Origin of the sequence: Roseovarius sp. S88, from assembly GCF_037023735.1 — a bacterium.
In the GTDB taxonomy this organism is placed as follows: domain Bacteria; phylum Pseudomonadota; class Alphaproteobacteria; order Rhodobacterales; family Rhodobacteraceae; genus Roseovarius; species Roseovarius phycicola.
Genome location: NZ_CP146069.1, coordinates 286,968 through 307,167 on the forward strand (window position 1 = coordinate 286,968; position 20,200 = coordinate 307,167).

Below are 20,200 nucleotides of genomic sequence, written 5' to 3' on the forward strand. Positions count from 1 at the left end.
CCACATTCATGGCAAACCGATTTTCCGGGGTGATCACTCCGATCCTGACGCCTTACAACGATGACCTTAGCATTGCCGAAGACTTGTACCTGAGCCACGCGGCAGATTGCGTAAACGACGGTGCACACTATCTTTCGCCTTTTGGAACAACGGGTGAGGCACTCAGCAACACGGTATCAGAGCGCATGCACATGCTGGAGCAGCTGATCGTAAGTGGTACGACGACGGCAGATCAGCTAATGCCTGGAACTGGGCTTTGCGCGTTCGAAGATACACTGAACCTCTGCAAACATGCGGTTGAGCTAGGCTGCGCCGCTGTGATGACATTGCCACCGTTTTTCTTCATTCAGGCAGATGATGAAGGGTACTACCGGTACTTTAGCCAGCTGATTGAGGCCGTTGGTTCAGATGCGATGCGCATCTGCCTCTACCATATTCCGCAAAACGCAGGCGTCGGCATCTCGCCTGGTCTTGCAGCGCGGCTGAACAAGTCATTTCCCGAAGTCGTTGTGGCGTACAAGGACAGCTCAGGCAACTGGGACAACACCAAGGCTGTAATAGAGGCAGCACCGGGAATCTCAGTATTCCCCGGTTCGGAGAGCTTTATGATCGAGGCTATGAAACTTGGCGGTGGCGGCTGTATTTCAGCCAGTTGCAACACCAATGTTGCGGCCATTCGCGCCATGTTTGAAATGGCTGGGTCGGGCGATTGGCAAGCTGCAAAAGCCGCGCTTGTTCCGATCAATGCGCATCGTAAGGCCATTCAGGAGGGCGGTCTGATCCCTGCGCTGAAAGCATTCAAATCACTTCGATCGAAAGACGATCGTTGGCTGAACCTGCGGCCGCCTTTGATGAATGCTGATCCGGCGCTGGGCAAAGCGTTGGCAGAAACGCTCTAGTTGACCGTGTCTATCAGACCTTCAGGCTGACCCACCACAACAAAGGTGAGGCGTGATGGATCCAGGAACTCTTGGGCGACGCGCTTGATATCTTCCATAGTGACGGCGTTCACCTTGTCATTGCGCGTGGCGATGTAGTCTGTACCAAGCCCGTCCATCTGCATGGCAACAGCGATATTGGCGATTGTGCCATTGCCATCAAAGCGAAGCGGATAGGCACCGGTCAGATACGTCTTAGCATCTTCGAGTTCTTGCTCGGTCACACCCTTTGTCCGAATGCGTTCCCACTCCGCGCCGATCACCTCGACAGCTTCCGCCACGCGGTCATTGGCCGAAGCGACGCGCCCCATCCAGATATCCGCGCCATCGCGGTTCAATATGAAAGAGTAAACGCCATATGTCAGCCCCCGTTTCTCACGGACTTCTTGCATTAGGCGACTTTCAAACCCGCCTCCACCCAGAATGTGGTTAAGAACAAAGGCCGCAAAGAAGTCTGGATGATCGCGGTCGATGCCCGGTTGAGCAAAAGTCGCAATTGACTGCGGCGTTGCAAAATCCACCACCTCCGTTCCACCGGGCAAGTTCAACTCGGCATCTTCTGGCAGTGGTGCACCTGTCTTGGGAAGGTCCCCCAAAAGCGTGTCCAGAATGGTTGCAAGTTCTTCTTCGGTGACGTCGCCCACGGCACTGACGTAAAGGCGATCACGCGCCAGTGTGGCGGCATGGGCAGCAACTAGATCGTCGCGCGTCAGAGAGGACACTGTTTCGACAGTGCCGTTTAACGAACTGCCATATGGGTGATCACCAAATACAAGTGCGCGGAAAGAGCGCCCTGCGATCTCTTCCGGGTCTTTTTCATCGGACTGAATGACTGACACGACCTGAGCGCGCACGCGCTCTATGGCATCTTCGTCAAACCGTGGGTTGATCAGGCTGTCGCGCAAAAGTGCCAGAGCCTCGTCGCGGTTATCACTGAGAAACCGGGCTGAAATGCTAAGCGCGTCTTGTTGCGCATCGTAGCTGAAGGACGCGGCTAAGCCTTCCATTTCTCTGGCAAAGGCGCGTGCATCCAGGTCGCCTGCTCCTTCTTCAAGAAGACCAGTCATAAGGTTCACGGCGCCGCGTTTGCCGGGTGCGTCAAGCGACGCGCCACCGCGAAACCGAAGTTCCAATGCGACAAAGGGAATACTATGATCTTCGACCAACCACGCGTCTATTCCACCCGGCGTGGTGATCTCTTTGATGTTTACATCTGCACGTGCAGGAAGGGCCGCACACACCAACAAAGCTGCAAAAACAAAACGGATCATTGAGTCACCTCCGGAGCTTTCACATAGCCCGTCACAGAATTGTTGGTTTTCGCAAAAATTTCCTTGGCCGCGGCCATGACGTCTTCTTCGGTCACAGCGTCTAGTATTTCCGGCCAGGCTTGCACGTCTTCGACGGTCAGGCCTTGGGTCAATGCGCGACCATATCGGTTGGCCAGCGCACTTACGTCATCTCGTACGTAGATCTCAGATGCTTTGATCTGCATTTTGATGCGGTCCAGATGTTCAGGGTCAATGCCTGTCTCAAGAAAACCCGCAACGACGTCATCCACGGCCGCCTCGGCCTCTTCCAGGGTGACTCCAGGTGCAGGCACAATTGAGAGATTGAACGTCGTATCATCCAGAGATGACCCGCTGTAGAACGCACCGGTGTAAACTGCCTTGCGCGTTTCAAACTGAAGTTTTTCGGTCAGAATGGATGTCGTTCCACCCCCCAGAATTTCGGCCAGCATTGTGAGTGCTGCCGCTTTCTCCTGCGCGCCACTGTCTCGCTCGGGGGCAAGGTAAGAGCGCGTCACATAAGGCTGTGCGACGCGTGGATCCTCGTAAGTCAATCGGCGTTCGGCCATTTGACGTGGCTCTTGTGCGCGTTCTCGTTCCGGCAAATCAGGGTTGGCTGGGATCTCGCCATAGTAAGTTTCTGCAAGCTTTCTCACTTCGTCTGGCTCGACGTCGCCGGCAACAATCAAAATGGCATTGTTGGGAGCATAGAATTTTTCGTAAAAGTCCAACGCATCATCTAGCGTCAGTTCCGTCATCTCGTGCTGCCAACCGATGATAGGAACGCCATATCGATGATTGAGATACTGCGCCGCGTTGTGCTGTTCGCGAAAAAGCGAAGAGGGGTTGTTTTCGACACGCTGATTGCGCTCTTCGATAATAACATCGCGTTCGGTCAGGATATCTTCTGCGTCCAGTTGGATATTCACCATCCGGTCGCTTTCCATGCGCATCATCAACTCAAGCCGATCTGCCGCCACGCGCTGGAAATACGCAGTGTAATCATAACTGGTGAACGCGTTATCAGACCCGCCATTTCGGGCCACGGTGGCTGAGAATTCACCGGGAGCGAGTGTTTTGGTGCCTTTGAACAGCAAGTGTTCCAGGAAATGCGCAACGCCGGATACACCAGGGTCTTCGTCTGCGCTCCCGGCGCGGTACCAGACCATGTGAACCACCACGGGCGCCCGATGATCCTCAATCACCACCACGTCCATGCCATTGTCCAGCGTGAACGTTGTCAACTGATCATTCGCAATGGCCGAAGCTGTCGAAAAAAACGTGAGAAACAGACCGGTTAGAAAAACACGCATCAGAAGACTCCAAGCAAGGTTTGCCTGAGTCACTAAATACGGCTCAAATGAAAGGTTTCAACTGTGTTGACAGCTTTGTCAGCGCCGACGCCCTGGAACGATCGGCGGAGATGAGGATGTCGGGATACCCAAGCTGCGCAATCTTGCTGTTTCCTGTTTGGAATCAAGCCACTGCCGGCGGTATGCCGAATTGTAGTCGTCCGGACCAATCCGCAGAATGTTAACACGCCCATGACTGCGGCGAATGTTAACGTCCTCCTGACGTAAAGTTTGGCGAATTCCGACATTGACCCCAAAACGCCGCGAGTGATTGACCAATGCACCATCTGCCGCCGAAATGCCACTGCCTGTGGTCGGGCTTCCGCCCAGCGCTACAATGCCATCCGCAAGCGGGTTTTGGTCCGTGATATTAGACCCGCCCGGTGTCGGTTGTGGGAGTGTTGTGTAATTTGCCGGTTCTTGAAGCGGTTTGCCCGGAACAATGGCAAATTCATCCGGCCCCGGACCATCATTTCTGATTTTTGTCAGAACAACGTCTTTGTTGCGCGATCCGCACGCAGACAGCACCATTGTCAGAACAAGTAAAGAAATCGTTGGAAGCTTCATCGCCCAATTCCCACATTACCGAAATCGGTTTTAACGGATTCGTCCGATAAGGTCACGTCGACTTTTTCGCCGTGCCAAACAGAATCAATCCGAAGGCACCGACAAAGATTGCTATATCTGCAACGTTGAAGGCTGTTGGATTTGTAAATCCACAACAGGACATGTTCAAAAAGTCCGCGACAGCCCCGTAGATCATACGATCCACCACGTTCCCCAAGGCACCACCAACCAGAACACCCGCAAAAATCCGCTGCGACCGACCCTGCGGGTCTGTGTGAACCCACCACAGGACAAACGCGACAATGGCCAGCGCAATACCAATGAGCACCCAGGGCATGTAGGGGCTGTCGCTTGCGCCGATGCCGAAATTAATCCCGGTGTTCCAGGCCATGCGCAGATTCAAAAGGGGCGGCAGAACATCAATGCGTAAAACCTCCTTGAGGTTCATGGTATGCACAATCAGGTATTTGGACACCTGATCGACCACAAAGATAACCGCCGCCACCCAAAAAACGGTGCGCATTCTGCTCTCCTCAGTCAGATATCGCGTTTTCGAGCCGCGATTGTCGCCTTAGTGCCGGAAGTGCCGCATGCCGGTCAAGACCATGGCAAGCCCCGCTTCGTTCGCTGCGGCGATCACGTCATCATCCCGCATCGAGCCACCAGGCTGGATCACAGCAGAAGCGCCGGCCTCTGCTGCAGTCAAGAGTCCATCTGCAAATGGAAAAAAGGCATCTGAGGCGACGACACTGCCTTGGGTCAATGGGTGATCCAGTCCAAGCTCCTTGGCCATATCCTCCGCTTTGCGGGCGGCGATACGACAGCTGTCAACGCGGCTCATCTGACCGGCGCCCACACCCACAGTGGCGCCATCTTTGACATAAACAATCGCGTTAGATTTCACATGTTTTGCCACCCGCCAGGCAAAGAGCATATCGGTCATTTCCTGATCTGTGGGTTTGCGCTTGGTCACCACTTTCAAGTCATGCGGATCAAGCGCGCCATTGTCTTTGTCTTGCACGAGGTAACCGCCAGACACCTGCTTGATCATAAGCGCTGCTTCTGTGGGATTGGCAAGCCCCTCTGTCGTCAAAAGCCGCAGGTTCTTTTTCTTGGCAAAAACCTCGCGCGCAGCGTCATCGGCCCCGGGCGCGATCACCACCTCTGTGAATATCTGGGCGATTTCCTCTGCGGTGGCAGCGTCCAGCGCGCGGTTCAAAGCTATGATCCCGCCAAATGCTGATGTGCGGTCGCAATCGAAGGCGCGCATATAGGCCTCGCGCAAACTGTCGCCGCGCGCCACGCCGCAAGGGTTTGCGTGTTTGATGATCGCGCAGGCCGGCCCGTCTTCGGGGCGAAACTCACTCACCAACTCAAAGGCGGCATCAGTGTCGTTGATATTGTTGTAGCTCAGCTCTTTGCCCTGCACCTGAGCCGCAGTGGCCACACCGGGACGCGCCGATCCATCGGTGTAAAAGGCCGCGGTCTGATGCGGGTTTTCGCCATAGCGCAACCCTTGCGCCAACTTCCCAGCAAAGGCACGGCGACGCGGAGTTTCCTGTGCCAAAGCATTGGCCATCCAGGACGATACGGCGGCGTCGTAGGCTCCGGTGCGTGCGTAGGCTGTCAGCGCCAGATTTTGACGGAAAGCGTAGGTTGTCTGCCCGTCATGGGCATCCAATTCGGCCAACAGAGGTTGATAATCTTCAACATCCACAACCACTGAAACGAAGGCATGGTTCTTGGCCGCGGCCCTGATCATGGCAGGCCCGCCGATATCGATGTTCTCAATACAGGTGTCATAGTCCGTACCTTTTGCGACGGTTTCCTCAAATGGATAGAGATTGACCACCAGAAGATCGATTGGCCCAATTCCGTGCTTTGTCATGGCGGTCACATGTTCGTCTTTGTCACGCAGTGCCAGAAGTCCGCCATGCACCATGGGGTGCAACGTCTTGACCCGACCATCCATCATTTCAGGAAAACCGGTGATCTCGACCACATCACGCACATCCAGTCCCGCCTCGCGCAAAGTCTTGGCACTTCCGCCTGTGGAAACCAGCTCAACACTGCGCTCCGAGAGCGCGCGACCCAGTTCGATCAATCCGGTTTTATCGGACACAGACAGCAGAGCGCGGCGCACGGGAGCAAGATCAGACATTAGCAGCATTTCCTTAGAAAACAGTCAGTTATGTGTCGGCGGCCTAAGCGAATGTTTCGTCTTCCACCAGGTCGCGAATGCCAACCGGGGAATCTGCGGGCTTCGCAAGCGACCACCTAACACGCGTCGCATACTCCATTGCGCGTCCGGATAGAACGATCTGTTTGGTCGCACGCGGTTTGAGACGGTTTTTTTCCAGGTAAACGCTGGGTTCAACCTGAATTCGTGTCGCGCCTTCGCCACGAAATATCCAGATCTCCCCGCTTTTCAATGCAAGCGATACCGCTGCACCGCCCATATCAAGCGAGACATCGACATCCGGGTGTACATGGAACCGAATTTCAAACGGGATGCCTTGCAGTTGGGTTTGATCCATGACCCGGTCAAATTGCTTTTGTGCGGCGTCATCCAGCGCAGCCAGGCTATCTTCGCCCACCATGCCTGCCCCATCAAACGTGACCTCAAGCTTTCGGATATGGGTCAGACCGAAATTCTGAAGATACCCGTCATGACCGCCTTCAAATCGGAAACCATCCGGCACCTGACTGATCCCAACTGGAACATTGCTCGGAACATCCATCAACCAGTTCTGTTTGGGAGCAGACGCTCCAAGGCGGCTGCTCGATTGCCCGCTTAGAACGAGGGTGGAATGTGACGGTGTTGCCCGACCGGCGCGACGCCAGTCCTTATCAAAACTCGACCCTGACCCGCAATTCACAATCATCGGTCTTCTTCCCGAGGTCAGCTCAAACGCCAGCGTCGAGGCATGAGCGTTGCCAGAGGCCGGTCCGGTAGGCGGGCGCGCTGCATCAACAATAATCGATGTTCGCCCCGCACTGATCCGTGCAAACCCCATGGCCAGTCCGTCGGCTTTGCGCCCGCGCACGCCACTGGCGGCGAGTGCGCTGTCGAGCCGTCCGTCCAGACCACGGCCTCCACCATGAAACCGGGCCAATCCACCATCAGAGTGGCGCAACGTGCGTAAAGTTGGACCAATGCGCTCGATCGCAGACCAGTGCGCTTCTGACGGGCTACGACCGGATTCGCTCAGGGCGACTGCGGCCCAAGTCAAAAGCGTAAACACATCCAATAGTTCTTCGGGATTGCGCGTCGGAAGACCGCCCTGTTCGTCAACTTGATCAAGACATTCGCGGTCCAGGGCTTTGACCGCTGGGGCGATGTGCTCTTCCATACCTTCCAGTGACAAACCTGCATAAATCAGTCCGGTCAACGCCTCAAACCGGGGCAATCCTGGCGCTGTTGCGTGCCAGCGTCGCGCCAAAAACTTGGTTTGTTGTGCCAACGACAGATAAAATGTGTCAGAGTGTTCTTTGTGTTGGCCGGTCAAAAGAAAGATGGCGTGGTTGATCCAACGGATCAATCGTCTCCCGGTCAAATCGGGTGTCCACCCTGGCCCTTTGCCTTGTCCAAAGGCGTCAATCCAGCCCCAAAGCCAGGTTTGCGCGGCCGAGCGTGCGGCACTGTCGCCAACCGCAGCCAGATCATCAAGCCATGTGAACCCGTGAATTTCGTTTACGAACCCCTGATCGGGCGGTGTGATCTGCCACAAGGTCGCACCCGGTTTTTGCACCAAGTGTCCGGCAAACAGGAAGTTGCCTGCCGTCAATTGCCGCCCCTTGGCGAAACTGCCGATCGTGCGTGGTTCTGGCTGTGAGACAAAAGCTGTCGCGGCACGGGTCATAGTGGCACGACGCGCCGCAAAGCGATTGCGCAAATCAGTTAATCGATGGGACAAATTCTCGGATCGCGACATGTGTTCCCGGCCTCGGCACGCTCTTTGTGGCGCTGTCGTGCAAGTATACCCTCAGGAATCGCCTGAGTCACGGCGCTTTCGCCTATGTGCGCTGAGTTACGCAGGCCATGTAGAATCCGTCCATGCCGCCAAGGTCGGACCAATAGTCTGGACGCAAACGCAAACCGCCTTCCTCGGTAAGCCATTCAGGTTCTATCCCGAGATTGTCAAAAACAGTTGGCTCGGTTTGAAGATCTTCCCGCCGTTCAAGAAGCTCTTCAATCTGTACTTCGCCTTCATCGGGCAACAGTGAGCAGGTGCAAAACATAAGCCGCCCGCCAGGTGCAAGCAGTGACACCGCGTGGTTCAGCATTTTGGCTTGTAGTGCGATCAGTTCGCCGAACTCCGATCCATCCTTGGCGTAGGGTAAATCGGGGTGACGCCGGATTGTTCCTGTCGCCGAGCAGGGTGCGTCAAGCAGGACAAGATCATATCCAGACTTATCGAACGCCAATACGTTTTCGATGACAAGCTCGGCTGACAAGTTGGTGCGCTCAAGGTTTTCCCGCACTCGGTCCATGCGACGCTCAGACGTATCAATCGCGGTCACCTCCGCCCCCGCAGCCGCCAGTTGCAGTGTTTTTCCGCCAGGTGCCGCACACATATCGAGCGCGCGCATTCCGGGACTTGGGTTGAGAGCCCTGACAGGAATGGCGGCTGCAGCATCTTGCACCCACCACTCGCCGGTTTCGAAACCTGGCTGGGCCGAGACTTGACCAAAATCTGTGAGGCGGATTGATCCCGTCGGCAACAGCGTTCCACCGAGCATCTCTGCGACACGTGCGCTGTCTGACTTTGCCGTGACATCCAGAGGCGCGCCTTTGAAATGCGCGGCTTCCATGGCTGAAACAGAGCCATTCCCCCACGCCTGAGCCAGTGGCTCGCGCAACCAGCGAGGCATACGAGGAATGCGCAGGTCGTTCCACGGACGCCCGGCTCCTTCGGCCATTTGCCGAAGCACTGCGTTTACCAACCCCTTGAGATGACGGTAGCGATTGTTGGTGGAGATGTGGCTTACCAGATCGCTGACCACACCATGCGCATCGCCTCCAAGACACAGTTCTACCGTGCCAAGCCGCAGAGCATTGCGGACATGAAGCGGCGGCTTTTTTCGGACTACACGAGAGAGCAATCGATCTGCCCGCTCCAGACCTCTCAACGTGTCGGTGGCAAGTCGAAGCGCCTCGGCCCTTTGAGACCCCTTCAAATCTCGCAGCACACCAGACGAGTCTGACAACATACGTCCCTGACCGATCACTTGATCCAATAGGGCCACAGCCGCGCCGCGCGCAGAAGGAGGTTTCCGAGGTGTCATATGCTTTGATTGGCCTTTCGACGAAGGCGGCGTATATCAAGCAAAGACCTTTTTCACCAGAGCCAGAGGCCAAAATCACGATGAGCCAAGATCAAAAGGATTTCCCAGAGGCCGCGAAACGCGCACTTGCGGAGGCTGAGGAACGGCGCAAACTGGCCAAAGACCTTAGTCTTCCCAAAGAACTGGGAGGTCGCAAAGGGCCTGAACCCGTTCGTTACGGCGATTGGGAAAAAAGGGGATCGCGGTCGATTTTTAATCAGACCGCACTGTTGATACGGCTATTTCAGAACAAGATCGGCGAACTGCCCTGTTCCTTGATCAGAAATAAAGCGAATTGTTTCACCTTGGATCTTTACGGCTTGGCAGTTCGGGCCAAGATCACGTTTGCCCCAATAGAGATCTCGGCAAAAGTATCCGGATTTCCATTGCCAGGCTCCGGTAACAGAGCGACCAAACGCCCGCCCGGCAATTTCTCCGCCCGGTGTAACGGTAAGATCAATTCCAAATCTCTTTAGTTTCTTGTCCTTGATCACTTCGACAAATGCGTCGCGATCATCAATCTTGTTGAAGCCATCAGCAAACGCTGGTGACGTCGCCAAAAGGCCGACGATAAGAGCTGATAGTAGTCGCATGTGTCCACACCCGTATTAACTGTTTCGTTTAATACGGCGGGCAATATGGTTTGGATCAGTTTTCTTTCAGGCCCAAGACGTCTAGCATGTCGTACTCGCCCGGCCTACGTCCCTGACCCCAGAGCGCGGCCTTAACCGCACCACGTGCAAACACCGCGCGGTCAGAGGCCACATGGCGCAGCACAATGCGTTCTCCGGGTGCCGCGAAAAGCACATCATGTTCGCCCACAATGTCGCCGCCGCGGACCGCGTGAAATCCAATTTGGCCGCGTTCGCGTGCCCCGGTGATGCCGTCGCGGGCTCTGTCGGCGGCGTTCTCCAGAGAAATATTTCGCCCGTCTGCTGCCGCTTGGCCAAGCATGAGCGCCGTTCCCGAGGGGGCATCGACCTTTTGGTTGTGGTGCGCCTCGATGACTTCGATGTCGTAGTCATCGTCAAGGGCTGCGGCCGCTTTCTTGGTCAGTTGCACCAATAGGTTTACCCCAAGGCTCATGTTCCCCGCCCGGATGACCGTCGCGTGACGCGCCGCTGCGCCTATCTTTTTGAGATCACTTTCGGCAAAGCCCGTGGTTCCGATGACATGCACGCAGCGCGCCTGGGCTGCGAGCGCGGCAAAGTCAACAGATGCTGCCGGCGACGTGAAATCCACGACCGCCTGTGCTTTGGCAAATGCCTCCAGCGCATCATCTGTCACAATCACACCCGAAGACATACCGCCCATCATTTCGCCAAGGTCTTTGCCAATCCAGCCATGCCCGGGTCGCTCGATTGCGCCTACGAGGTTTGCCCGATCAGACGCGTTGATTGTTTCGATCAGCATCTGACCCATCCGGCCTGAGGCCCCCGTAACAACGATACCTGGCGCGTCTGTCATAACCTGTCTCCAAAATTCCGCCCGACTTCCTTAACGTGGTGATCATCGCTTGGCAAAGCCTCACGCAGGGCATAGATGCAGGGTTATGGCAAAGAACAAGTTTCACAATGGCCCAGGCCCATCACAAAGACAGCTGCGTGTCGGAGAGTTGATCCGGCGCACGCTGTCGGACGTGTTGTTGCGCGGGGATATACACGATCCTGATCTGAACCGGCTTTCGGTAACCGTAGGCGAAGTTCGCATTTCACCGGATTTGAAGGTGGCGACGGCTTATGTGTTGCCCTTGGCCGGGCAGGGGCATGACGACGTCATCGAATTTCTTGCCCGCAATCAAGGCGAGCTGCGCCGGATCATTGGTAAGAAGCTTGCGCTGAAATTCGCACCGGAATTGCGGTTTCGTCTTGATGAGACATTCGATCAGCTTGATGAAACCCGCAGGTTGTTCGCCCAGGATGCTGTGCGGCGTGATTTGGAAACCTAACACGATGTGGCGATTGATCGTCGTTGTGGCCTTTGCCCCCTTCTTTGCACATGCCGCGGACTGTGAGAGCATTCAATTTGACGGTGCGCGCTACACGATTTGTGAAGTGCACGCAGCCGAGGACACTTTACAGCTTTTCCTGAATGATCCTGTCTCTGGCACGCCGCTCGCAAGTTTTGACAATGTGGATGCGCATTTGACGGGCAGCGATCAAAAGCTGAGCTTTGGAATGAACGCAGGCATGTATCATCAAGATAGAAGCCCAGTTGGTCACTACGTAGAAAATAACACGGCCAAATCCCCATTGATCACCAGCGAAGGTCCGGGGAATTTTGGACTGTTGCCCAATGGCGTGTTCTGCATCCGCGCCGGTCGTGCAGATGTGATTGAGACGCTGGCGTTTGAACAAAACAAACCGGACTGCACGTTTGCGACGCAATCAGGACCGATGCTGGTCATCAATGGCGCGCTGCACCCCAAATTCCTCGACAACAGCGACAGCCTGTTCATTCGGAATGGAGTGGGCACGTCTGAAAATGGCGCAACAACATGGTTTGCGATTTCCGATGAACCGGTTAATTTTCACCAATTCGCCCGGTTGTTCAGGGATCATTTGGGTGCGCCGCAGGCGTTGTATTTTGACGGCAACATTTCACGTCTTTATGCCCCTGGTATTGGCCGACATGATGGTGGGTTTCCGATGGGGCCTATCGTTGGAGTAGTGACACAGAAATGAACGCCAAATGTCCATGAGGGGCCTGTTTGACACCCGCAAACGACTGCGATACGCCGCGCCCTTCTGGTGAGGTGTAAGGATACACATGGGACGTAAGCGCAAAGGCCGCACGCTATCGGGATGGTTGGTCGTGGACAAACCCGCAGGGATAACATCGACCGCAGTTGTGAACAAAGTTCGCTGGGCGCTACAGGCGCAAAAAGCCGGGCATGCCGGCACGCTTGATCCAGAGGCAACTGGTGTACTGGCCGTGGCGTTGGGTGAGGCCACAAAAACCGTCCCCTATGTCACTGACGCACTGAAGTGCTATCGGTTTACAGTGAGATTGGGACAAGCAACCAACACCGATGATGCGGAAGGCGAGGTGATCAAGGAAAGTGAGGTGCGCCCGGATGATGCCACCATCAAGGCAGCACTGGGTCAGTTCGTCGGGGATATCGAACAGGTCCCGCCCAAATTTTCGGCAGTAAAAATAGACGGTCAACGCGCCTACAAATTAGCGCGCGACGGTGAGGATTTTGACGTCGAGGCGCGCCCGCTCTGGGTGGAAGAACTGATCCTGACCGATCGGGCGAATGCAGATACAATTGAGCTTGAAATGACCTGCGGCAAAGGCGGATACGTTCGCTCCATCGCCAGGGATCTCGGCGCGGCGCTGGGCTGTTATGGCCATGTTCTTTCGCTTCGGCGACTATGGTCGGGGCCGTTTCAGGCCGAGGATGGGCTGACCATGGATCAGATTGATGCTATGGCGCATAGCCCGGAACTGGACTCCTACCTGAAGCCACTCGAGGTTGGACTGGCCGATCTTCCGAAAACCATATGCACCGACACGGGTCTGGCACGTTTGCGCAATGGCAATCCGGGACTTGTGATTGCCTCGGATCTTGACTATGGCGAAGAGTGTTGGGCGGCCTATGATGACCGCGCTGTGGCCGTTGGGCGCTTCAAGGGCGGGGAATTGCATCCCTCGCGGGTTTTCAATCAGGATGCCTCAAATGGGTGATACACCCGGTGCTAAACCAGAGGCACATGACCCAGGCGGCAAGGTGCGCCTGCGTCTGCCAGACGGCGTGATCGGCGGCGCGACTTTTTCTCAGTGCGGTCACTATCGCCAGGCTTTGACCAGGGACTGGACACCGGACGGATCAACGCCGCGTGCGGTCCTTTTTGTCGGTATGAATCCATCCGTGGCCGACGCAAGCGCGTCTGACCCAACCTGCCACAGAGAGCTGATGTTTGCGCGCGACTGGGGCTTTACACGTTACCTGAAAGGCAATGTTCTGGATTGGCGTGCGACGTCGCCCAAGGACATTCCGCATGAGCCTGAGCGCGCCGCCAGCGCTGCTAATCTGCCCGCGTTGCTGGATATGGCGATGGAATCGGAGCTCGTCGTTATGGCCTATGGCAAATTGCATCATCGCTATGCCAGCATTGTGCAAACTGCCATTGGGTCGCTTGCGTCGACGGGCCGACCGTTGAAATGTCTTGGTTTGAACAAAGACGGCTCGGCGAAACATCCGCTTTACCTGCGCAAGGACACAGCGTTGATGGATTTTCCACATAGCTCTGGGTAATGCCGTCTTCCCAGAAGGGAACGGGCGCCCAAGTTGGACGCCCGTTTCTGAAAGAGTCTTTAGAAGGACTAGCTGTCTTCGAGGGACAGAGCCACAAAACGCGGCTCGCCTGCACGACGTACCAGCAGAAGTATCGATTTTCGCCCGGCTTCCGTGGCCTCTTCAATACGGTCCGTCAGATCGCTCATCGCAGTCAGCTTTTGTTGGCCGGCCTCTGTGATCACGTCGCCGGCTCTCATACCTTTTTCATGCGCCTCTGACAGAGTATCAATATCGGTCACAACCAGACCGTTGGCGTCTGCGTCAAGCTCCAGCTGACCGCGCAGCTCGTCGTTGAGCTGTTGCAGGGTCAACCCGAGAATTTCGGTCTCGGCTGGCTCGTCTGTTTCGGTGTTTGGCTGAGCTGCTGGAACCACTCCTTCGGCGGCTTCACGGCGCCCAAGTGTAACCTTAAGGGTTTGAGTCTTGCCTTCACGGAAGACCAGAACGCGCACTGTCTTCCCGACCTCGGTGTTGCCGACGCGACGAACCAATCCTCTGGTGTCTTCAACTTCGAACCCATCGAATTGAAGAATGACATCGCCAGACGCGATCCCCGCATCAAGCGCCGGGCCATCAGGCACATCAGTGACCAATGCGCCGGCAACTTTCTCAAGGCCAATGGCCTCCGCCACGTCGTCGGTAACATCCTGAATGCGAACACCCAGCCAACCACGACGCGTTTCGCCAAACTCTTTGAGCTGATCGACCACACGGGTTACAACGTTGGATGCCATCGAAAATCCAATCCCGATAGATCCACCATTTGGCGACAGAATGGCCGTATTGACGCCGATGACTTCACCATCAAGGTTGAACAGGGGCCCACCCGAGTTGCCGCGGTTGATGGCGGCGTCGGTCTGAATAAAGTCGTCATATGTGCCGCTCAGCTCTCGGTTACGGGCAGAGACAATACCGGCCGAAACCGAAAACCCTTGTCCAAGCGGGTTGCCCATCGCCATCACCCAGTCACCGACGCGGGCTGTGTCGCTGTCTCCGAAACGCACGAATGGCAAAGCTTCGTCAGTTTCGACTTTCAACAAGGCGATATCGGTGTTTGGGTCCGTGCCGATCACCTTGGCTTCCAGTTCTTCGCCGGAGAAGAACTCGACAATAATCTCGTCAGCGGACTCGATGACATGGTTATTCGTCACAACGTAACCATCTTCTGAGATCACAAAGCCTGACCCCAGCGCAGACGTTCGGCGTGGCCGATCGCCGTTGTCGTTCCGATCCTGAAACTCACGGAAGAAATCTTCGAACGGCGAGCCTTCGGGAACAATCGGTGAAGGGCCGGTGCCCTGTGCAACCACAGTCGAAGTTGTGATATTCACAACCGCCGGACTTATGTCTTCTGCCAGGTCAGCGAAACTTTCAGGGCGTGCTTGCGACGCGATGGCTTGCGCAAGAACAAACGCCAAGGACAGTGCCAACACCCACACTGCGCGGATCGCATGTGCAGATGCATGGGGGTAAGATATGGACTTTGCTGTCACGCGGAAACACTCCTTGCCAAAAACAGGTTTGTGTCAGGCAGTCCAACGCTGCCTGCACATTTCTATTCACTTATCTAGGTGCGCCGACGGCCCGCGCAAACTTCTCAACACCATGTCACGGTCATGTGAATGATTTGTCAATCTTTGACACAAACCGGTATTCTACGCACCCAGGCTTTTGGCGCACCATACCAAAACAACGCCAAGTGCGATAGAAACAAGACCCATCATGCGCCTTTGATCTTCTGTGAGGCTGCGCAAAGCGGCAAGCAGTTGCTCAACAAGAGAAGGGGCCAGCGCATAGACCAGCCCCTCAAAAATCAGCACCAGCCCAAGGGCCAGAAAGATCGTTTCAATCATTGACTTGCCGCAGCGCCCTGATCTGACCGCAGATAGTTAAAGAATTCGCTGTCAGGAGACAGGACCATTGAAGAGTTTTCTCCGCGAAGCGCTTTTCGGTAGGCATTGAGTGATCGGTAGAACTCAAAGAATTCTGCATCTTCCCCAAAGGCCTGGGCGAAAATAGCGTTGCGCTGCGCGTCTGCTTCACCGCGCGTGATCTCGGCTTCGCGTCGCGCTTCAGAAACAATCTCGACTTGTGTCCGGTCAGCTTGCGCGCGAACGCGTTGCGCCGCCTCGTTCCCGCGAGCACGTTCGTCCGCTGCTTCACGCTCACGTTCAGCGCGCATCCGGGCAAAAGTCGCATCAAGGTTCTGCGCCGGAAGGTCTGTACGCTTCAGACGCACGTCGATGATCTCAACACCAAGCGAGTTGGCTTGTGCTACGGCACCGTTACGAATGCGCAGCATCAGTGCAAACCGGTCCGAGCTTAGGATGTCATTTGATGCAACCGAACCCAGAATTTCGCGCGTCTGGGCACGAAGAATTGAGTCGATCCTGTCTTCGGCGAACTCAATGCCGCCGACACCCACCGCCTGACGGAAGCGCTCTACATCGGTGATCCGGTAGCGTGCAAAGGCATCGACAACCAGTCGGCGATCATCCAGAGGTGTCACCTCTAGTGGGTCAATGTCGCGGCTGAGGATACGGTCATCATAGCGCACAACCTCTTGGATCAGCGGCAGTTTGAACGCCAACCCAGGGTCTTCCTTGACCTTAACAACGCGGCCAAACTGCAGAACCAGCGCTTTTTCCCGCTCGTCCACAATAAAAATCGAAGAGAGCGCTGCAATGATAAGCACGCCAAGAATGGGCAGAAGGAAACCTGTCTTTTTCATCTTACTGTCCTCCCGCCGCCGGATTTCGGCGCAATTCATTCAACGGCAGGTACGGCACGACGCCCTGACCTCCACCGGAATTTTCATCCAAGATAATTTTGTCCATGTCACCCAAGACGTCTTCCATAGCCTCGAGGTAAAGACGCTTTCGTGTGACTTCCGGCGCTTTCTGGTACTCGCCCAAAACAGCGGTAAACCGGCTGGCTTCACCCTGCGCTTCGTTCACGACTTGCGCTCGGTAGGCTTCGGATTCTTCAAGCGTTTGCGCGGCTTCACCGCGCGCCTGAGCCAGGACCTGAGCCGCATATGCGTCCGCTTCTTTTTCTAAACGGTCGCGTTCCTGCTCGGCTGCCTGGACCTCGCGAAAGGCGTCGATCACTTCTCGTGGAGGGTCGGCTTTGTCAAAGTTTACACGGATGATGTTCACGCCGCTGTTGTAGCTGTCCAACGTCAATTGGATCAGTTCTTCCAGCCGGCCTGCGATGGAACCACGATCCCGGTTCAGGATGGGCGCCAGCTGTGACTGGGCAATAATTTCGCGCATCGCAGATTCTGAAACAGCGCGAATGGTCGGGCGTGGATCACGCAGGTTAAAGAGATACTTTGCAGGATCAGAGATATTCCAGACAACCTGAAAATCGATGTCCACGATGTTCTCGTCACCAGTCAGCATCAACCCTGCGTCTGATCCCGATCCGCCAACGCCGATGTCTTCGTTTTGCTCGCGGGTCACGGCAAGTTTTTCGTATGTCACAAGCGGCCAGGGCGCAAAGTTTAAACCAGGATTGGTTGTGCGGTACTCTTCGCCAAGGAATAGTTCCACAGCCTGTTCTTCCGGACGGACTGTATAAAAGCTGACTGCACCCCAAAGAATAACTGCAATGGCCAGGCCGATGAGAATGCTGCCGCGCCCAAAGGTCGGGCCACCCCCACCTTCGCCCCCGGAATTGCCGCCGCCACCGCGACCGCCCATGAGTACGCGCAATTGATCCTGGCCCTTGCGCACCAGTTCATCAATTTCCGGAATCTGCGGACCGCCACCTTCGGGGGGTCTGCGTCCGTTGTTGCCACGGTTGCCGCGGTCATCGTCATCGCCGCCCCGGTTGCCGCCTCCGCCGCCCCAAGGGCCGCCAGATTGTCCAGCCATTAAACTTTCTTCCTTCCTCTACCCGCAAAACGCGCGTTTCTATGTCATAACCTGTGCAGGACAGGTAAAAATTCAAGCGCTTCTCATCGGCTCGCGCATTGTCACCAGTTCTTCAGACATTGTGGGGTGTACAGCCACTGTCCGGTCAAAATCTCCTTTTGTCGCGCCCATTTTGACGGCAATGCCGGCCATCTGGATCATTTCACCCGCCCCCGGTGCGACGATATGGCAGCCTAATACCTTATTTGTGGCTTTCGACACGACGAGTTTCATCAAAACGCGATCCGGCTGCTCAGCAAAGGCGGTACGCATCGGGCGAAAAGAGGTGCAATAGACGTCAATGGGTTCCTGATCACGCGCGGCCTCTTCGCTAAGGCCAACCGATCCAAACTCGGGTTGTGTGAACACGGCTGATGGGATCAAATCGTGGTCCACAGGTGTTGGCTTGCCATTGAACACGGTGTCGACAAAGGCCATGCCTTCTCGAATCGCCACTGGTGTGAGGTTCACCCGGTTGGTCACGTCGCCAATCGCGTAAATGGATGGCACGGCGGTTTGGCTGTACTCATCGACCACAATTTCTCCGCGCCGCCCCAGCTTCACACCAACGTCTTCCAAACCCATATCTGCCGAATTAGGGTCACGTCCCGTGGCAAAGAGCACAGCGTCAAAATTACGTTCGATCCCATTTGTGGATTTTACCCGGACAGCATCGCCTTCTGATTTTGACATCTCCAGAATATTGGTTCCAACATGCAGGTCGATGCCTTTCTCGCACATGGAATCCGCAATCAGGCCACGCGCTTCATCGTCAAAGCCCCTCAGGACCTGCGCACCGCGATAGTATTGTGTCACTTCCACGCCAAGACCATTCAAAATACAGGCAAATTCGCATGCGATATAGCCGCCACCCACGATCAGAATGGATTTGGGCAGGGATTTCATATGGAATAAGTCGTCCGACACCATTCCCAATTCCGCATTCGGCAGGTCTGGCCGCACTGGATGGCCTCCGGTGGCGATCAATATGTGCTTAGCCGAGAAAGTTTCGCCAGTTGCCAGTTCTACCGTATGCGCGTCCTTTATTCGCGCCCGTGCATCAAAACTGTCGACATTCGACCCTTTGAGCAAGTTTCTGTAGATACCTTCCAGCCGATCCAGTTCTTCGTTGAGCCGCCCCGAAAACGCGGTCCAGTCAAACGCGCCCAGCGACATATCCCAACCATAAGCCTGCGCCTCAGCGGGGGCTTGGGCAAATTCGGAGGCAAAGACCATGAGTTTCTTGGGCACGCAGCCGCGAATGACGCAGGTTCCGCCATAACGGTCCTCTTCTGCCAGGGCCACTTTCGCGCCGCCTTGCCCGGCCACGCGCGCAGCACGTACCCCGCCCGATCCACCGCCAATGACAAAGAGGTCGTAGTCAAATGCCATGAGTTGCTGCCTTAATCTTGAAGATCAGAAAACAGATTGTCTGTCTCAACAAAATCAAGACGATCTTCTGCCACTGTTCCATCATTGATATCACGGGTTTCGACCCGGCCATCGCCAAAGCCAACCACCACCACATCGCAGATATCTATGAAAAGCCCATTTTCAACCACGCCAGGCATCTGATTGAGTACCATGGCCATCTGATGCGCATCGCCAATGCGGCCCAGATGCAGATCAAGAATATAATTGCCTTCATCTGTTACAAACGGACGGCTGCCGTTCATGCGAAGAGATGCATCGCGGCCCAGCACGTCCATAGAGATCAAAAGTTCCTCGATTAGCGACTTGGTTGTTTGCCAGCCGAATGGAATGACTTCAACCGGCAAGGGAAACGCACCCAATTTTTCGACTTCCTTGCCGGCGTCAGTGATAACCACCATTTGATCTGAGGCCGTGGCGACGATTTTTTCCTGCAAGAGTGCTCCGCCGCCACCTTTGATCAGGTTGAGATTGCCATCGAATTCATCCGCGCCATCGATTGTCACGTCAATCCAACGTGCCTCGTCAAGGCTAATGACTTCAATGCCGACTTCACGCGCAAGTTCGGCGGTTCTTGTGGACGTGGGAACGCCTCTGATTTTGAGACCGTCTTCGCAGACCAGTTCGCCAAGACAACGTACCATCCAAGCGGCGGTTGATCCGGTGCCGAGACCCACACGCATGCCGTCTTCTACAAAATCCACAGACCGTTTGGCCGCCACGAATTTGGCCTTATCAATCGGTGACAGTTCTCCGGTCATGACGCATCTCCCCAGATACCAATCGGTTCAGGCCGCGTTATACGGAGTTTGTTCCCGGGGGCGAGGGCGAATCGCCAAGTTTTCGCCCTCTGCATCATTCACGGCTGTGCCACGATAGACCAGTTAATCGAGGAACTGGTTTGAATGTCATGCCCTGCTTCAAAGAAAAGAAGAACACCTGTGGCCAGCATCAGTATAAAACCTGCTGTCTGCATTAACCGCCTCTGTACTATATTCAGTTGCGTCTGTGACATCAGTCTGAGCAAAGCGTGTTAAGTTATGGTGAATATGAGTTCACGAAGACAAACCCAACT

The 20,200-nt window shown here is 55.4% G+C and carries 20 protein-coding genes and 1 pseudogene; 6 read left to right on the forward strand and 15 right to left on the reverse strand.

Annotated features, from left to right (window positions below; translation table 11 throughout):
* Positions 1-8: 8 nt before the first annotated feature.
* On the forward strand, positions 9-899 hold the full coding sequence (locus RZ517_RS01400) for a dihydrodipicolinate synthase family protein (RefSeq protein WP_338549713.1): 891 nt from the start codon (positions 9-11) through the stop codon (positions 897-899).
* On the opposite strand, the gene RZ517_RS01405 is transcribed toward RZ517_RS01400, so the two are convergent.
* The 7 genes from RZ517_RS01405 to RZ517_RS01435 form a co-directional block, all read right to left on the reverse strand.
* The gene (locus RZ517_RS01405) at positions 896-2,209 is read right to left on the reverse strand and encodes a M16 family metallopeptidase (protein WP_338549714.1); all 1,314 of its coding nucleotides are present in this window, start codon (positions 2,207-2,209) and stop codon (positions 896-898) included. The genes RZ517_RS01400 and RZ517_RS01405 overlap by 4 nt on opposite strands.
* Positions 2,206-3,540, reverse strand: coding sequence for a M16 family metallopeptidase (locus RZ517_RS01410; RefSeq protein ID WP_338549715.1), 1,335 nt, complete (start codon positions 3,538-3,540; stop codon positions 2,206-2,208). The genes RZ517_RS01405 and RZ517_RS01410 overlap by 4 nt, the downstream gene beginning before the upstream one ends.
* Before the next feature lie 78 nt (positions 3,541-3,618).
* The gene (locus RZ517_RS01415; protein ID WP_338549716.1) at positions 3,619-4,146 is read right to left on the reverse strand and encodes a DUF3035 domain-containing protein; all 528 of its coding nucleotides are present in this window, start codon (positions 4,144-4,146) and stop codon (positions 3,619-3,621) included.
* Positions 4,147-4,198: 52 nt separating this feature from the next.
* The gene (gene lspA / locus RZ517_RS01420; RefSeq protein ID WP_338549717.1) at positions 4,199-4,669 is read right to left on the reverse strand and encodes a signal peptidase II; all 471 of its coding nucleotides are present in this window, start codon (positions 4,667-4,669) and stop codon (positions 4,199-4,201) included.
* Between the two features lie 48 nt (positions 4,670-4,717).
* Entirely contained in the window at positions 4,718-6,307 is a 1,590-nt protein-coding gene (purH, locus tag RZ517_RS01425; RefSeq protein WP_338549718.1) for a bifunctional phosphoribosylaminoimidazolecarboxamide formyltransferase/IMP cyclohydrolase, read from the reverse strand.
* 43 nt (positions 6,308-6,350) lie between these two features.
* Positions 6,351-8,081 (reverse strand): heparinase II/III family protein, encoded by a 1,731-nt coding sequence (locus tag RZ517_RS01430; RefSeq protein ID WP_338549720.1) that lies wholly within the window; start codon positions 8,079-8,081, stop codon positions 6,351-6,353.
* An 82-nt stretch (positions 8,082-8,163) separates the two neighbouring features.
* Complete coding sequence (locus RZ517_RS01435) at positions 8,164-9,435, reverse strand: RsmB/NOP family class I SAM-dependent RNA methyltransferase (RefSeq protein ID WP_338549721.1); 1,272 nt, start codon at positions 9,433-9,435, stop codon at positions 8,164-8,166.
* Positions 9,436-9,515: 80 nt separating this feature from the next.
* On the opposite strand from RZ517_RS01435, the pseudogene RZ517_RS01440 reads away from it, so the two are divergent.
* Positions 9,516-9,691 (forward strand): annotated as a pseudogene (locus tag RZ517_RS01440) (DUF1674 domain-containing protein).
* Between the two features lie 22 nt (positions 9,692-9,713).
* On the opposite strand, the gene RZ517_RS01445 reads toward RZ517_RS01440, so the two are convergent.
* Positions 9,714-10,067, reverse strand: coding sequence for a dihydrodipicolinate reductase (locus RZ517_RS01445; RefSeq protein WP_338549722.1), 354 nt, complete (start codon positions 10,065-10,067; stop codon positions 9,714-9,716).
* 55 nt (positions 10,068-10,122) lie between these two features.
* The gene (gene dapB / locus RZ517_RS01450; protein WP_338549723.1) at positions 10,123-10,941 is read right to left on the reverse strand and encodes a 4-hydroxy-tetrahydrodipicolinate reductase; all 819 of its coding nucleotides are present in this window, start codon (positions 10,939-10,941) and stop codon (positions 10,123-10,125) included.
* Between the two features lie 85 nt (positions 10,942-11,026).
* Here dapB and rbfA point away from each other — a divergent pair, with 85 nt between their 5' ends.
* The 4 genes from rbfA to RZ517_RS01470 all read left to right on the forward strand — a co-directional run bounded on the left by rbfA (position 11,027) and on the right by RZ517_RS01470 (position 13,735).
* Positions 11,027-11,422, forward strand: coding sequence for a 30S ribosome-binding factor RbfA (rbfA, locus tag RZ517_RS01455; protein ID WP_338549724.1), 396 nt, complete (start codon positions 11,027-11,029; stop codon positions 11,420-11,422).
* Complete coding sequence (locus RZ517_RS01460) at positions 11,406-12,158, forward strand: phosphodiester glycosidase family protein (protein ID WP_338549725.1); 753 nt, start codon at positions 11,406-11,408, stop codon at positions 12,156-12,158. The genes rbfA and RZ517_RS01460 overlap by 17 nt, the downstream gene beginning before the upstream one ends.
* A gap of 85 nt (positions 12,159-12,243) precedes the next feature.
* Entirely contained in the window at positions 12,244-13,164 is a 921-nt protein-coding gene (truB, locus tag RZ517_RS01465) for a tRNA pseudouridine(55) synthase TruB (protein ID WP_338549726.1), read from the forward strand.
* On the forward strand, positions 13,157-13,735 hold the full coding sequence (locus RZ517_RS01470; RefSeq protein WP_338549727.1) for a DUF1643 domain-containing protein: 579 nt from the start codon (positions 13,157-13,159) through the stop codon (positions 13,733-13,735). The genes truB and RZ517_RS01470 overlap by 8 nt, the downstream gene beginning before the upstream one ends.
* Positions 13,736-13,803: 68 nt before the next feature.
* On the opposite strand, the gene RZ517_RS01475 is transcribed toward RZ517_RS01470, so the two are convergent.
* From RZ517_RS01475 to rpiA, 6 genes are all read right to left on the reverse strand, one after another.
* On the reverse strand, positions 13,804-15,270 hold the full coding sequence (locus RZ517_RS01475; protein WP_338549728.1) for a DegQ family serine endoprotease: 1,467 nt from the start codon (positions 15,268-15,270) through the stop codon (positions 13,804-13,806).
* Positions 15,271-15,432: 162 nt separating this feature from the next.
* Positions 15,433-15,630, reverse strand: coding sequence for a DUF2065 domain-containing protein (locus RZ517_RS01480; protein ID WP_338549729.1), 198 nt, complete (start codon positions 15,628-15,630; stop codon positions 15,433-15,435).
* Complete coding sequence (gene hflC / locus RZ517_RS01485) at positions 15,627-16,508, reverse strand: protease modulator HflC (protein ID WP_338549730.1); 882 nt, start codon at positions 16,506-16,508, stop codon at positions 15,627-15,629. Before hflC ends, RZ517_RS01480 begins: the two co-directional genes overlap by 4 nt.
* A 1-nt stretch (position 16,509) precedes the next feature.
* A complete protein-coding gene (gene hflK / locus RZ517_RS01490) occupies positions 16,510-17,655 on the reverse strand; it encodes an FtsH protease activity modulator HflK (protein WP_338549731.1) in 1,146 nt (381 codons plus the stop codon).
* Positions 17,656-17,727: 72 nt separating this feature from the next.
* Positions 17,728-19,086, reverse strand: coding sequence for a glutathione-disulfide reductase (gene gorA / locus RZ517_RS01495; RefSeq protein WP_338549732.1), 1,359 nt, complete (start codon positions 19,084-19,086; stop codon positions 17,728-17,730).
* An 11-nt stretch (positions 19,087-19,097) separates the two neighbouring features.
* A complete protein-coding gene (rpiA, locus tag RZ517_RS01500; protein ID WP_338549734.1) occupies positions 19,098-19,886 on the reverse strand; it encodes a ribose-5-phosphate isomerase RpiA in 789 nt (262 codons plus the stop codon).
* Between the last annotated feature and the right edge of the window lie 314 nt (positions 19,887-20,200).

Bases quoted from the DNA above. Each gene is read 5' to 3' on its own strand.
- RZ517_RS01430 (WP_338549720.1), bottom strand. From the start codon at position 8,081: ATGTCGCGATCCGAGAATTTGTCCCATCGATTAACTGATTTGCGCAAT.
- RZ517_RS01405 (WP_338549714.1), bottom strand. From the start codon at position 2,209: ATGATCCGTTTTGTTTTTGCAGCTTTGTTGGTGTGTGCGGCCCTTCCT.
- RZ517_RS01480 (WP_338549729.1), bottom strand. From the start codon at position 15,630: ATGATTGAAACGATCTTTCTGGCCCTTGGGCTGGTGCTGATTTTTGAG.
- rbfA (WP_338549724.1), top strand. From the start codon at position 11,027: ATGGCAAAGAACAAGTTTCACAATGGCCCAGGCCCATCACAAAGACAG.
- truB (WP_338549726.1), top strand. From the start codon at position 12,244: ATGGGACGTAAGCGCAAAGGCCGCACGCTATCGGGATGGTTGGTCGTG.
- dapB (WP_338549723.1), bottom strand. From the start codon at position 10,941: ATGACAGACGCGCCAGGTATCGTTGTTACGGGGGCCTCAGGCCGGATG.
- purH (WP_338549718.1), bottom strand. From the start codon at position 6,307: ATGTCTGATCTTGCTCCCGTGCGCCGCGCTCTGCTGTCTGTGTCCGAT.
- lspA (WP_338549717.1), bottom strand. From the start codon at position 4,669: ATGCGCACCGTTTTTTGGGTGGCGGCGGTTATCTTTGTGGTCGATCAG.
- RZ517_RS01410 (WP_338549715.1), bottom strand. From the start codon at position 3,540: ATGCGTGTTTTTCTAACCGGTCTGTTTCTCACGTTTTTTTCGACAGCT.
- gorA (WP_338549732.1), bottom strand. From the start codon at position 19,086: ATGGCATTTGACTACGACCTCTTTGTCATTGGCGGTGGATCGGGCGGG.
- RZ517_RS01445 (WP_338549722.1), bottom strand. From the start codon at position 10,067: ATGCGACTACTATCAGCTCTTATCGTCGGCCTTTTGGCGACGTCACCA.
- RZ517_RS01415 (WP_338549716.1), bottom strand. From the start codon at position 4,146: ATGAAGCTTCCAACGATTTCTTTACTTGTTCTGACAATGGTGCTGTCT.
- RZ517_RS01470 (WP_338549727.1), top strand. From the start codon at position 13,157: ATGGGTGATACACCCGGTGCTAAACCAGAGGCACATGACCCAGGCGGC.
- hflC (WP_338549730.1), bottom strand. From the start codon at position 16,508: ATGAAAAAGACAGGTTTCCTTCTGCCCATTCTTGGCGTGCTTATCATT.
- RZ517_RS01435 (WP_338549721.1), bottom strand. From the start codon at position 9,435: ATGACACCTCGGAAACCTCCTTCTGCGCGCGGCGCGGCTGTGGCCCTA.
- rpiA (WP_338549734.1), bottom strand. From the start codon at position 19,886: ATGACCGGAGAACTGTCACCGATTGATAAGGCCAAATTCGTGGCGGCC.
- RZ517_RS01400 (WP_338549713.1), top strand. From the start codon at position 9: ATGGCAAACCGATTTTCCGGGGTGATCACTCCGATCCTGACGCCTTAC.
- hflK (WP_338549731.1), bottom strand. From the start codon at position 17,655: ATGGCTGGACAATCTGGCGGCCCTTGGGGCGGCGGAGGCGGCAACCGG.